This is a genomic window from Mesorhizobium sp. U510, assembly GCF_059180695.1.
The window spans coordinates 2,470,270-2,483,631 of the sequence record NZ_CP180532.1; the positions used below are offsets into that span (position 1 = coordinate 2,470,270).

Consider the following 13,362-nt stretch of genomic DNA (forward strand, 5'->3'; position numbering starts at 1 on the left):
ATAAATCCAGGCTTTGCATTTGGAGCGCTGAATGACCGGATGGACACGCCGCGGGCTCTTGAAAACGGCCGCCATCGCTGGCGCAACCGGAATGGGGCTCTCGGCCATCGGCAGGCTTGGCAGCCTCGCCGCCGCCAGCCCGGAACCGGTGGTGCTGCAGACGGCCAAAATCCAGGCCAGGCTGATGGATATCGGCCCGACCAACAATGTGCTGACCTATGGCAATGCCGGAATGCCGCCAGTGCTGAGGATGAGGAAGGGCGAACCCTTCGCGGCGCGCCTGGTCAACGCCATCGATGATCCCACGACCATCCATTGGCACGGCATTCGCCTGCCCAACAAGATGGATGGAGTGCCCTTCCTGGTGCAGCCTTACGTCTACACCGGCGACCATTTCGACTACGCCTTCACGCCGCCCGACGCCGGCACCTTCTGGTACCACCCGCATTGCAACACGCTGGAGCAGATGGGCCACGGCCTGACCGGCGTGATCGTTGTCGAAAACCCGAACGATCCGAAATTCGAAGCCGAGTTCGTCCTCAATCTGCGTGACTGGCGCCTGGGCGACGACGGCCAGTTCATCGACCAGTTCCGGCCGCGCGACGCCGCGAAAACCGGCACCTACGGCACCGTGCGCACCGCCAACTGGCTTGACCAGCCGCAATATGACGCGCCGGCCGGAGGCCTGGTGCGGCTGCGCGTGGCCATCACCGATGTCACCCGCATCTATGCCTTTCGCGTCGACGGCGCCGAGGCGATCGTGATGGCGCTGGACGGCAATCCGGTGCCCGAGCGTTTTTCACCCGATGCCTTGCTGCTTGGGCCGGGACAGCGCATGGAGCTCGCCATCCGCATGCCCGACCAGGAAGGCGCGGTGGTGAGCCTGCGGGATGTCAGGGGCACCAAGCCCAAAATCCTGGCGACCGTCCGGGCGACGGGCAGTTCGCTCAAGCGGGATTTTCGCGACGTTGCGCCGCTGGAGGTCAATCCGGTGGCGGAGGTCGATCTCGCCGCCGCCCAGCACATTTCCCTGGCGCTCAGCGCCACGGCGGAAAACGTCCCGAGCGACGGCATCTGCGGTTCGCTAGGCTACAGTTTCTGGGCCATCAACAAGGTGCCGTGGCCAGGCGATACATCCGATCCGACCGCGCCGCTGGCCGAACTGAAGCTCGGCAAGAGCTATGTCATCGAGATGGAGAACCTGACGCCGCAATCGCATCCGATGCATCTGCACGGCATGAGCTTCAAGGTGCTGTCGTCCTCGACGCGGCCGGTGCAGCCGCTGATTTCCGACACCTATCTTATCCAGCCCAACGAGAAGGTTCATCTCGGCTTCGTCGCCGACAATCCCGGCGACTGGCTGCTGCACTGCCACATCATCGAGCACCAGAAATCGGGCATGACGAGTTACGTCAGGGTGGTCTGAAGCCAGGTTCGAACGGTTTCGTTGGCAAAAGCGGGTGGTTCCCTGCTATTGCCGCATCCAAAATCAAGAAACTGTGGACATCTCACGCATGACCAATGTCGCCTTGACCGGACTTGCCCGCGATCTCGCCAGCCGTGCCGCCGACGGTCGTCCGGTGCGCATCGGTGTTATCGGTTCGGGCGAGATGGGAACAGACCTCGTCACGCAAGGCATGCTGATGCCAGGCATTTCGGTCTGCGCCGTCTCCACCCGGCGCCCGCACACCGCGCGTGATGCCATCCGCATCGCCTATGGCGACGAGGCGATGGCAGTCGAGGCAGACGCGGCGTCGAAAGTCACCGCGGCCATCGAGGCAGGAAAGATCGCCGTCACCTCGAACGAGCTGCTGGTCACCAATCCACTGATCGACGTCGTCATCGACGCCACGGGAAAACCGGGCGTCGCCGCCGATTTCGACCTGATGGCGATGGAGCATGGCAAGCATCTGGTGATGATGAATGTCGAGGCCGACGTCACCATCGGGTGCTATCTGAAGCAGCAGGCCGACCGGCTTGGCGTCGTCTATTCGGTTGGCGCCGGCGACGAGCCGTCGAGCTGCATGGAACTGATCGAGTTCGCGTCCGCCCTCGGCCTGACCATCGTCTCGGCCGGCAAGGGCAAGAACAACCCGCTCAACCACGACGCCATGCCCGACGACTATCGCGAGGAAGCGATCCGCCGCAACATGAACCCGCGCATGCTGGTCGAGTTCGTCGACGGCTCCAAAACCATGGTCGAGATGTGCGCCATCGCCAACGCCACCGGGCTGGTGCCCGATGTGCCCGGCATGCATGGCCCGAAGGCCGACCGCGACGATCTCGTCAAGGTGCTCATCCCGCGCGAGGATGGCGGACTGTTGTTGAGAAAGGGCGTCGTCGACTACACGATCGGCAAGGGTGTGGCGCCGGGTGTCTTCGTCATCGTCGAGGCCACACATCCGCGCATCATCGAGCGCATGGACGATCTGCATATCGGCCATGGTCCCTACTACAGCCTGTTCCGGCCTTATCATCTGACATCGTTGGAAGTGCCGCTCACCGCTGCCCGCATCGTGCTTTCCGGCAAGCCCGACATGGTGCCGCTGCCAAGGCCGGTCGCCGAGGTCTGCGCGGTCGCCAAGCGGGACCTGGCGGCCGGCGAGACCTTCGATGCGATCGGCGAGACCTGCTACCGTTCCTGGACCATGACCGTCGGCGAAGCCCGAGCCCAACGCGCCGTGCCGGTCGGCCTGCTCGAGGGCGGCAAGGTGCTGAAACCGGTCAGGAAGGGCGAACTGCTGACCGCCGACAACGCCGCGCCCGACCAGACGACGAGGCTGTTCGCCTTGCGCCGGCTGCAGGACGAGATGCTGTACGGAACGAACTGAGGGCTTACTTCCCCAACTCGATCGACCGCAGCCGCGCCGCTTCCACTGCCTGCGTCAGCAGCTTGGTCATCCGGTCCTCGCCCATCAGCACGCCAAGAGCCGCAGCCGTCGTGCCGTTGGGGCTGGTCACCTGCTGGCGCAGCACGCCCGGTTCCTCCTGGCTTTCGGCGGCCAGCGAGGCCGCCCCATAGACCGTCTGCATGGCGAGCAGCCTGGCGGTTGCCTTCGGCAGGCCCGCCTTCTCGGCGGCCACGGTCAGCGCTTCGATGAAGTGGAAGATGTAGGCCGGCCCGGATCCCGACACGGCGGTCACCGCATGCATCAGACCCTCGTCGTCGATGGTGGCCACTTCGCCGCTGGCCGACAGCAGGTCGGCGACAAAGCGCTTGGTATCATCCGAGACGAGCGGGTTGGAAAACACCACCATCATGCCCTTGCCGATGGAGGCGGGCGTGTTGGGCATGCAGCGCACGACAGGCGCGCGGCCGCCGAGGATGTCCTCGAAGGTGGCGACCGGCGTGCCGGCGGCGATGCTGACGAATGTGGTGCGTCCGTCGCCGAAACGCTTGTAGGCGGCGGTGACATCGCGGATCACCTGGGGTTTTACCGCGATGACGACAAGGTCGGGCACGGCGTCGCCTGGAATCTCACTGGCATCCGCTGATGTGGCGCAGCCAAGCGTTGCGGCGCGCTGGCGCAGCTCGGAATTGGGTTCGACCACGAAAACCGCCGAGGGTGCAAGCTTGCCGGATTTCAGCCAGCCCGAAAGCATGGCGTAACCCATATTGCCGCAGCCGGCGAGAACAAGCCTGATCGTCATCGAAAGCCCTCCGAAGGAAGGCTTTGACATAGACGCTCACGGTTCAGGGGGGAAGCCCCGTCAGGACGGACCGGGCGATCGCACGTTACGGTTGGAGCTACGCACTGGGATCGGCCGTAGCGACACCTGTCTCAGGCCAAGCACGCCGAGCACGAAGAACAGCCAGACCGGGTCGCCGCGATGGAAGAAGAAGCTTTCGAGGAAAGCGTTGAGCGCGGTGAACAGCACCACCATCATGAAGAAGTCGCCGAGATAGATGTTTTCCTTGCGCAGCGGAATGCGCATGTAGTCGCGCAGCGGCGCGATCAGGAAAGTATAGACCGCCACGCAAAGGGCGGGGATGCCCATCAACACGGCGATGTCGAGATAGCCGTCATGGCCGTGCACGATGGTCCTGATATCCCATGGCCGGTCGAAGGGCTGGTCCTGGTTGAGCAGCAGCGGCGTGCCCCAGAAGCTTTCATAGCCGTAGCCGGTCCATGGTTTCTTCGCCAGCATCGAGCCGGCGAACTCCCACAGCGTCGTGCGGCCGGTATAGGTCATGTCGGGAAAATAGATCGCCGCCAGATGCTTCACCGGCGGCAGGAAGACGATGCCCAGCGTGCCGACCGCGGTGGCGATGATCGCCAGCGTAAACAGGATCGGCGTGCCGAGCCGCATGCCCATCAGGCTCGGCAGAACGACGATCAGGATTGAGAACGGCACCAGGCCGGCGGTGGTCTTGGAGCCGGTGTGCAGCATGAAGATCATCGCGGCGCAGAAGATACCCGCGCCCCACCAGCGTTGCCCGCGCCGGTAGAGGTAGAGGCCGGCGAAACTAAAGCAGGCCATGATCGGGCCTGCGATGTTCTTGTGGGTGAACACGCCGCGCCACAGGCCCGCATGTTCGGGCTCCTGGGAATCGGCCGTGTGCAGCGCTTCGTGCGGAAAGACGATCAGGCCGACATAGGAGAGGCCCATCACCACCACGGCGGTGAATATGATGACTTTCGAGAAGGACTCGGCATCGCGCGGCAGCGCCAGGATCGTTGCCATGGTCAGGATGCCGATCATGGTGAAGGACGCGGCGCGCATCGCCGAGGGCGGGTCGGTCGCCAGCACCACCGACAGGAAGAAGAAGCCCAGCATCAGCGCCCAGGACGGGCTGAGCAGCGAGCGCACGATGCGCGGATCGGCAAAGGCCATCAACGAGAAGATCGAAACGGCGCCGAGCGAGCCGAAGCCGAGCTGGTTGACGATGTCGCCGCCGTCGCCGGTCAGCTCGGCGCCGGCCGGCTGGAACGGGCGGAAGGACACCATGATGACGGTGAACAGCAGTGCGGCGACGGCCGTCGCCACGCCGTCGCGCGTGAACGCGTCGCTGAGCGGGGCGCGCTCAGTTTTTCTCGGGCTGGCGATACTGCTCATTGGCATATCCGAATTCGGCCAGCACGCGGCCGAGCGCCACATGGACGGGGTAGATGGCGATCGCCGGCGATCCTGTGCGCGCCAGCCGGACCAGGCCGCGAAACGGCGCGGCGGCCAGCAGCGCCAGGCTTTTCGCCAGCACCCTGGCGCCGGCCAGCGGCGTGCCGGCGCGCTTCTTCTTCTCGACCAGCGTCGAGATCACGCCGTTGCGCAGGCTGCGGGCCCGGATCCAGTCGGGCTCGACGCGCCGCGCCGGGACGGTCTCGCGAACCTTGGCCTCGGCACACCAGCCGAGCACAAAGCCCTTCTGAGCCGCACGGCTGAGAAAGTCGGAATCGCCGCCGCCCATGAAGTTGAATCTGAGATCGAGGAAGGGCGGCCCCATGGCGATCAGCACGTTGCGCCCGACCAGAAGATTGCCGGACGAATAGAGCGCCGGCACGCGCCCGGTTTCCCGGTAGGGCGGCGCGAACACCGGATGCTCCGCCCATCTCGCATGGACAGCGTCTGCGAAGACAGGCACTTGCGGGCCGCCGACAATATCGGCGCCGAGCGTCTCGGCAGCCGTGCACATGCGTTCCAGCCAGTGCGGATCGGCGATCTCGTCATCGTCGATGACCAGCAGATGCCTGAAGTTCGGAAAGTGCAGCATCGCCGTCTGCCAGCCGGCATTGTAGGCGGTGCAATTGCCGCGCTCATGCGCGATGATGACCATGCCCGGCATCCCGCCACGCTCGAACAGCGGCAGCACCGCCTTGGCGCCTTCCCGCGCCTCGGCTTCGTTCTCCATGACGATGACGGCAAAGCGCCTGCCGGTCCGCTGCGCGCGCAGCGAAACCAGCGTTTCCAGCACCTGTTCGGGCCGCTTGAAGGTAGGCAAGGTGACGACCGCTTCGACAGCCTCGACGTTAAGCCGGGGAGACCGTCCAGCGATCGATACCGAACCATCCGATGGCAAAGGGATCATCCGTGTCCAGCCACATGGTGAGTCGCGTTCTGGTAGCACCACGGTGATAAGGTTTCGTTAATCACCTTGCACGGAGAGGCCCGTCGGGCAGGGGCTTTCGGCCGTTGATTGTGCTCGCTTAATCAAGGGTTCACCGCGCTTTGCTACCGGCTACACCACAGGATAGGTGAGATGCATCTGCTGTTCGCCACATCGATCGTGCCCGACGGCGCTCTCGCCTCGGGCTACGAGATCGCCAATGCTGCGATCATCGCTGCGTTGCGGCGGGCCGGCGCGCGCGTCACGGTCATCGGTTTCACCTGGCCCGGGAAGGCCGCGGCCGACCCGGAAAACACCGTTGTGCTGGGTGCGATCGACGTGCGCACGGAAAGCGCCTCGGCGCCCCAAAAGCTCGCTTGGGTCGGCAAGGCGATGCTGTCGGGCCTTACCTTCGCCTCGGTCAAGCTGCGTGCGGTATCCGAGCACGAAGTGCAGGCCGCTCTCGAACAGGCCGGGCCGTTCGATGGCTATGTGCTGAATTCCGTCCAGTTCGCCGGCGCCTTCGAAAAGCTCTTCGAAGACAAGCCTTCGATCTTCATCGCCCACAATGTCGAGCATCTCTCGGCGCGGGAGAACGCGGCTGCTGCCGCCGGCCCCTTCCAGCGCCTGCTGTTCCGCCGCGAGGCAAGGCTGCTCAAGGTCGTGGAAGAGCGTCTCTGCCGCCGCGCACGCTATGTCTTCACGCTGGCCGAGGAAGACCGGGCGGCACTCGGTGTCGCTGCCGCCGACCGATCGGCGGTGCTGCCGCTGGTGACCGGCGCCGAGGCGCCAACCCGGAACGGCCCGCGCCGGATTGAATGCGACGCTGCCCTCATAGGCACCTGGACCTGGCAGCCGAACCGCATTGGCCTTGACTGGTTCCTGGGCAAGGTGGTGCCGCATCTGCGGCCCGATTTCCGCATCCGCATCGCCGGCCACGTGCCTTCGGGCGTCACCTCGGCGCATCCGGGCGTCGAGTTTGTCGGCCGTGTCCCGGATGCCAGGGCGTTCGTGTGCGGCGCGGCCGTCGTCCCGCTGATCAGCACCGCCGGCAGCGGCGTGCAGCTGAAGACCATCGAGACCTTCGAACTCGGCCTGCCTTCGGTCGCCACCAGCCGCTCATTGCGCGGCATCGACCATCGCCCCGACAATTGCGTCGTCACCGACGATCCGGCCGGCTTCGCCAGGGCCCTGGAGGCCGCGGCCGCCGATATCAGGGACGTCGATGGCGGCGCGTTCCGTCATCGGCAGGTCAAGGCGCTGGATGTCGCCATCCGGCATGGCTTGGAAAAACTCGGGGCCGTCAGGCAGGAGGTGTTTGCATGAATATGCACACCGCCCGCGCGGCCTTCGGGCTCGACAGCTTGAAGAGGATCCTCGGCATCTCCGTGCTCGCCATCCGCTGGGACGATGCTATCGCCCTGCTCACCCGTCTGATCGCCGAGCGGCGCTTCACCAAGGTCAGTTTCCTCAACGCCCACAATGCCAACATCGCCTATTCAGACCCGGTTTTCGCCGAGGCGCTCGACGACTTCCTCATCCTGCCGGACGGCATCGGCGTCGATCTCGCCGCGCAGCTTCTCTATGGCGCGCCCTTTCCGGACAACCTTAACGGCACCGATTTCGTGCCGGCCTTCCTGCAGGCCTCGACGCGGCCGCTGACCGTCGGCCTGCTTGGCGCGACGCGTGTCAACGCCGAGGCGGCGTCGGTCAAGCTCGCGGCCCTTGCCGTGCAGCACAATTTCGTGGTCATTCATGACGGCTATTTCTCCGCCGCGCAGGAGCCGGAGATCATTGGCCGGATCGCGGCGCTGCGGCCCGATATGCTGCTGGTCGCCATGGGCGTGCCCCGCCAGGAACTGTGGATCGCCCGCCACATCGACGAACGCCACTGCACGATGCCGGTCGCGGTCGGCGCACTGCTCGATTTCCTGAGTGGCTCGGTGCCCCGCGCGCCGCTGTGGATGCGCCGCATGCGCCTGGAATGGCTGTTCCGGCTGGCGGTCGAGCCGGGCCGGCTCTGGCGCCGCTACGTCGTCGGCAATCCGGTGTTCCTGTGGCGGGTCGTCAAGCAGAGATGGTCGCGCGGCGCCGAAACGGCCGGAGAGCTCCGTTGAACAAAAGGTTCGTTCCAGACGCTCTCGTCGGCCCGGGCCTGTTGCCGGAGACGCCGACGGCGGCGGTGGTGACGGCGAGCTACGCGCCGGATTTCTTGCGCTGCCGCCTGTTGTGCGAAACGCTTGACCGGCATGTTTCCGGCGCCGCGCACCACTACATCCTGGTCGAACACCGCGACGTCGCGCTTTTCCGGCAGCTGGAGACCAACCGGCGCACAGTTGTCGACGAGCGTGACCTGCTGCCGCGCTGGCTGCGCGCTTTCGACGATCCGCTTAGCCTGTTCCGCCGGCGTGTCTGGTTCAGCCTGAAGACGCAGCCGCTGCGTGGCTGGCACGTGCAGCAGCTGCGCCGCATTGCCATCGCGGCGCATGCCCGGGAAGACGTTCTGGTCTTCTGCGATTCCGACGTCGCTTTCCTGAAGGCCTTCGACTGCGGCGCCTTCTGGCGCGACGGCAAGGCGCGGCTGTTCCGCCGCGACGGCGTGCTTGCCGATGACGGTCACGACGAGCATCGCATCTGGTCGCGCAATGCGGGTTCCGCGCTCGGCATCGACCCGTCGCGCGCGTCGGCCCACGACTATATCTCGACGCTGATCGCCTGGCGCCGCGACACCGTGCTTGCCATGTGCGGCCAGATCGAGAAGGCCCATGGCCGCGCCTGGGTCGAGGTGGTCGGCTCGGCGCGCAGATTCTCCGAATGCATGATCTATGGTCGCTATGTCGACGATCTGCAGGACGGTGCCGGCCACTTCCACGGTTCTGAGGAATTCTGCCGCGTCCACTGGACGGGAGAGGCCTTATCGGACGACGAGTTTCGCCGCTTCGTTGCCGGCATGGCGCCGCAGCAGGTGGCGATCGGCATGCAATCCTTCATCGGCACCGATATCGGCCGCATCCGTCGTCTGATCGGGCTGGGTTAGCCTGAGCAGGAATTCAGGTCAGGACGAGCCGAAAACAGTGGCTTCCGAGAACCGGAGCGGAGCGTACTACTGTACGTGAGCACCGGAAGCGCAGGGAGCCGCTGTTTGCAGGCCGGCCTCACCTGAATTCAGATTGCTTTCGCCGGCCTGCGCAGCGCCGAATAGGTCAGCAGCATCGAGGCGAGATAGAGCAGCAGGAAGACGATGTTGAGCGACAGCACCAGCGTTGACGTATCGGTGATGGTGGTTAGCACATAGGTCAAAAGCAGCGCCTTCAGGGCGGCTAACAAGCCGAGATTGAGCGCCCGCACCGCCGTCTGGCCGCGCGCGAACAGAAGCTCCGCCTGGTATTCGACCAGATTGCGCAATCCCGGAACGCAGATTGCCAGCGCCACCAGCGGCGCGGCCTCGGAGACGTTCCTGCCGAGGGCGTTGGGGAAGAAATGCAGCACGATGCCGAGCGCCAGCAGCGCCAGCGTCGAAACCAGGAACACGCCGCCTTCTATGCCGCTCTTGACCGCCAGCCGCGACAACAGGTCCGGCGCGCGCATCATGCGTTGTACCAGCATCATCGAGAAGGTGCGGATCGGGATCGCGGTCAGGTCGACCAGCCGCATGATGATGGCATAGATGCCGGCCAGATGCGGGCCGCCGATCGCCAGCACCAGCAGCTTGTCGAATTCCGATTGCAGGTAGAACAACACTTCCGCGCCGGCGACGTAGATGGAATCGGCAAGCCGCCTGAGATAGAGCTCGATGCGCAGCCGCAGTCTTTGGCGCGGATAGAACCAGCCGAAAGCCAGAACCAGCGAGGCGGCGTTGGCGCCGATATAGAACCACGACCAAGCCCAGATGCTGTGTTGCGCCGAGACCATGAACAGCACCGCGCCAAGCGCCCGCAGTGCCGTCGCCATGATCGCCAGGATCGCAGCGCGGCCGAACTTGCCCAACCCGTTGTTGACGATCAGCGCCACCTCGACCGGCCGCCACAACAGCGCTTCGGCAAACACGATCGCCGAAAACACCGACAGCGGCACGGTGCCGGCGAAGAAGATCAGGTAGACCCCGAACGAGGCCAGCGTCAGGAGCGGCAGCGAAACGACGCCGAGCAGCAGGAAGCCGGCCGTGAAGGTGCCGATCAGATTGGGGCGGATGGTGGCGGTGCGGTAGAGCGCCGAGATGAAACCGAAGGCCAGGATCCGCGACAGCATCACGCCGGCCGCCGAAGCGGTGGCGAACATACCGAATTCGGAGATCGACAAAGTGTTGGCAAGGGCGATGAAATAGGCCAGCGAAAACACCAGTCGCCCGCCGGCGCCGCTGATCGCCGAAAAATAGTCGCGCACCAGCCCCCGTCGCTCGGCCACGAAAGTGCCGATCCGGGCGAAAGTGCGCCTTTGCGGTATGCCGCGAGCTTCGGTCATGTGCCGGGAAGCCATAGGCGGGAAAGCTTAACGTGCCGTTCTGAGGCCCGAAGGCGCTGAAATTCCGGCACTTGAGGTTATGGAAAGCTTACACGCCGGCCTGCCGAAATTAACCTTTTGTTTCCTATGCTTGTTTAGCGTGGCTTAACGAATAGCCGACCGCCGCTGCCCAGCGGCCAAAGAGTGAAGCTCCAAGACAATGGTCGACAGGGAAAACCGTGAAGACTGGAGGCGCGAGCGTTCGTTGCTGGCGCTCGGCCAGGCCATGCGCGGTGAGGACGACGCATCCCTGGTCTCGATAGGCGATCGCGCGGATTCGGCATGGCGCGAGGATGCCGCCACGCGCCATCGCCTTGCCCGTTCACGGCGCGAAGCGCGGACGAACCCAACGCCGTCCGCCGCCGCCGGAACAGAACGCTTGCGGCCAGAGCGGGAAGCGGCTGCACAAGACGACGCCTGGCGCTCGCAAGAGGACGCCGACAATCTGCAGCCGGCCATGCCGGATTCAAGGCAGTCCGCTGAAGAACCTTCCGGCAGCACTCGCTCGCATGACACGGCCGGATCCCGCCAGGCAGGCGAGGCCAATGCATCCTTTGACGATCGCAGGGACGATCAACAGTGGAAGCCGCTGATCGATCCGATGCAGGTCGTGCGTGGCATTGCCAGGTCGAAACTGCTGATCATCACCACCACCCTGATCGGTGCCGGGCTCGGCATCGCGATCGCGCTGTCGACACCGAAGAAATACGAATCGATGACCGAATTGGTCGTCGATCCGCGCGACCTGAAACTTTCGGACCGTGACCTCACCCAGATGGCGGTTGTTCCTGACGCGACACTCGTCAATGTCGAAAACCAGATCAGGTTGCTGACCTCGGGCACGGTGCTGGGCAAGGTCGTCAACAAGCTCAATCTCGCCGACGATCCGGAGTTCAATGGCCAAGGCTCGGGCGGCCTGGGCGCCATGTCACTGATCCGCTCGATCCTGTTGCGCCACGATGGACCAGGCGGTGCCGATGAACCGCGTCGCCTGTCCCTTGCCGTCGGCAATCTGGCTGAAAGCCTTTCGGTCGAGCGCGCGGGCAAGACCTCCACGATCATGATCGGCGTCACCACCCAGAACGCCCAGAAATCGGCGCGCATCGCGGAAACGATGACGGATGTCTTTCTGCAGACCTCGGGTGAATTTCAATCCCTCACCGCCGGCCGGGCCAACAACGAATTGACGGCAAAACTCGAGGAGATGCGCAAAAGCGTCGAGGCGGCCGAGCGCAAGGTCGAGGATTTCAGGGCCACGCACGACCTTGTCGACGCGCAGGGCCACCTGATCAGCGATGATCAGATGCTCAAGGTCAACGAGCAACTGTCGGTTGCTCGCGCGCGTACGGCGGAACTGAACGCCCGCGCTGCCTCCGCCCGCTCGATCAATGTCAATTCGGTGCTTGGCGGTACTTTGCCGGAAGAAATCAATTCCAACACGATGAGCGATCTGCGCGCGCAATATGCCACGCTCAAGCAGGAGGCCGATCGTGCCGCGGTCCGGCTGGGTCCGCGCCATCCCGAACTCCAGGCGCTCAACGCGCAGCTGGCCGGCGCACGCGATCGCATTGCCGCGGAACTCAGCCGCATCGCCTCGTCGCTGCAGGTTGACCTGAAACGCTCGATCCAGGTCCAACAGGACCTTTCGTCCCAACTGGCGCAGATGAAGGTCCGCAGCGGCGACGTCAACAGCGACCTGGTCTCGATGCGCGAACTGGAACGCGACGCCGCGGCCAAGCGCTCGGTCTATGAACAATATCTTCTGCGCGCCAAGGAGATTGGCGAGCAGAAGGGTATCAATACCGCCAATATGACCGTCATCTCGCCGCCCTCCATTCCGCTCGAGCCGAACGGTCCATCGCGGGTCGTGATGGCGCTTGCCGGCCTGTTCCTGGGCTTTGCCTCCGGTGTTGGTCTCGGTGCCATGCGCGGCGCCTATGAAAGCCTGCGCGAGACCGCCACATCGCGCTCGCGCCGCGACCGCAAGGCGCCTGTCGAAGACCAGGCATTCCGGGCAGCACCGCCGCCCGCGTCGCCAATGCCGGCAGCGCCCGTGCCGCCGGTGCCACCCCCGCCACCAGCACCGCCACCGCCCTTGGCACAGGCCGAAGCCGCTCCCGCCAAGCGGCCCGGGCGGGTCGCCGCGCTCATGGCGAAATTGCGCAATGCTCTGTCCCGCAAGCCATCCACTGAGGCGGACGATGACAGCGGATTCGCCGCCTTTGCCGACAAGGCGCGGCCGGCGGATGCTGCTATGCCCTCCGGCTTCCCGAATCCGGATGCCGCCTTCATGCCGCGGTCGTCGGACTACTCGCGGCCGCCTTTCCCGCCAGGCTTCGATGCCACCTATTCCCAGCCGATGGGACCGCCGTCACGGTCGCCCCTGATGCCGCCACTGCCGATCTATCCGGCTCCGCCGCCCCCTGCATTACAGGCCGGCTCGATGCAGCCCTGGCAGGCGCCGCCGCCTGCAGGTTACCCCTATACCCAAGCCATGGCGCCCTATGCCGGGCACATGCCGTATCCGCCGCAGCCCGCGCCGCCGCAACCACCGGCCTATCCACCGCAGCCATCGGTGGAGCCTTCGCCGGTTGAGGAAGGCGCCGAACAGGCGCCGATCGAGGAAATTCGTGCCAGCCTGCGCGAATTCCGCGAGGCGGTCCGCGAACTCACCGAGAGCCGCGCCCGCCGCCGCTACTTCTGAGCCACAAGATACATCACCGAGGCCGAATAAAACCCTCCCGGTTTTCGCGTAAACGGCATTGGACGGCGCTTTGACGGGATTGCGTGCCGGAATTTTCGTGACAATGCCGCACTGC

10 protein-coding genes are annotated in these 13,362 nt (G+C 65.0%); 6 read left to right on the forward strand and 4 right to left on the reverse strand.

Going from position 1 to position 13,362, the window contains the following annotated elements; all coding sequences use genetic code 11:
- The first annotated feature begins 31 nt into the window (after positions 1 to 31).
- Together ACLGL5_RS13700 and ACLGL5_RS13705 are read left to right on the forward strand one after the other, a co-directional pair.
- A complete protein-coding gene (locus ACLGL5_RS13700) occupies positions 32 to 1,426 on the forward strand; it encodes a multicopper oxidase family protein (protein WP_069091300.1) in 1,395 nt (464 codons plus the stop codon).
- An 88-nt stretch (positions 1,427 to 1,514) separates the two neighbouring features.
- A complete protein-coding gene (locus ACLGL5_RS13705) occupies positions 1,515 to 2,831 on the forward strand; it encodes an NAD(P)H-dependent oxidoreductase (RefSeq protein WP_019860350.1) in 1,317 nt (438 codons plus the stop codon).
- 4 nt (positions 2,832 to 2,835) lie between these two features.
- Here ACLGL5_RS13705 and proC read toward each other — a convergent pair whose 3' ends face one another.
- Genes proC through ACLGL5_RS13720 form a run of 3 tightly spaced genes read right to left on the reverse strand, consistent with a single transcriptional unit; the run spans position 2,836 to position 6,025 of the window.
- Positions 2,836 to 3,651 carry a pyrroline-5-carboxylate reductase gene (gene proC / locus ACLGL5_RS13710; RefSeq protein ID WP_069091301.1) on the reverse strand — a complete coding sequence of 272 codons (816 nt, stop codon included), beginning with the start codon at positions 3,649 to 3,651 and terminating at the stop codon, positions 2,836 to 2,838.
- 60 nt (positions 3,652 to 3,711) lie between these two features.
- Positions 3,712 to 5,058 (reverse strand): O-antigen ligase family protein, encoded by a 1,347-nt coding sequence (locus ACLGL5_RS13715; RefSeq protein WP_038644609.1) that lies wholly within the window; start codon positions 5,056 to 5,058, stop codon positions 3,712 to 3,714.
- Complete coding sequence (locus ACLGL5_RS13720) at positions 5,027 to 6,025, reverse strand: glycosyltransferase family 2 protein (protein WP_069091302.1); 999 nt, start codon at positions 6,023 to 6,025, stop codon at positions 5,027 to 5,029. Before ACLGL5_RS13720 ends, ACLGL5_RS13715 begins: the two co-directional genes overlap by 32 nt.
- A 171-nt stretch (positions 6,026 to 6,196) precedes the next feature.
- On the opposite strand from ACLGL5_RS13720, the gene ACLGL5_RS13725 reads away from it, so the two are divergent.
- The 3 genes from ACLGL5_RS13725 to ACLGL5_RS13735 are packed head-to-tail and all read left to right on the forward strand — an operon-like array spanning position 6,197 to position 9,080.
- Entirely contained in the window at positions 6,197 to 7,369 is a 1,173-nt protein-coding gene (locus tag ACLGL5_RS13725) for a glycosyltransferase family 4 protein (protein WP_069091303.1), read from the forward strand.
- Positions 7,366 to 8,160: a WecB/TagA/CpsF family glycosyltransferase gene (locus ACLGL5_RS13730; protein ID WP_069091304.1), complete on the forward strand. Its 795-nt coding sequence runs from the start codon at positions 7,366 to 7,368 to the stop codon at positions 8,158 to 8,160. Before ACLGL5_RS13725 ends, ACLGL5_RS13730 begins: the two co-directional genes overlap by 4 nt.
- A complete protein-coding gene (locus ACLGL5_RS13735) occupies positions 8,157 to 9,080 on the forward strand; it encodes a DUF6492 family protein (RefSeq protein WP_069091305.1) in 924 nt (307 codons plus the stop codon). The genes ACLGL5_RS13730 and ACLGL5_RS13735 overlap by 4 nt, the downstream gene beginning before the upstream one ends.
- Before the next feature lie 128 nt (positions 9,081 to 9,208).
- On the opposite strand, the gene ACLGL5_RS13740 is transcribed toward ACLGL5_RS13735, so the two are convergent.
- Positions 9,209 to 10,504 carry a lipopolysaccharide biosynthesis protein gene (locus ACLGL5_RS13740; RefSeq protein ID WP_038644617.1) on the reverse strand — a complete coding sequence of 432 codons (1,296 nt, stop codon included), beginning with the start codon at positions 10,502 to 10,504 and terminating at the stop codon, positions 9,209 to 9,211.
- 199 nt (positions 10,505 to 10,703) lie between these two features.
- Here ACLGL5_RS13740 and ACLGL5_RS13745 point away from each other — a divergent pair, with 199 nt between their 5' ends.
- The gene (locus ACLGL5_RS13745) at positions 10,704 to 13,247 is read left to right on the forward strand and encodes a GumC family protein (protein WP_069091306.1); all 2,544 of its coding nucleotides are present in this window, start codon (positions 10,704 to 10,706) and stop codon (positions 13,245 to 13,247) included.
- The last annotated feature ends 115 nt before the right edge of the window (positions 13,248 to 13,362 follow it).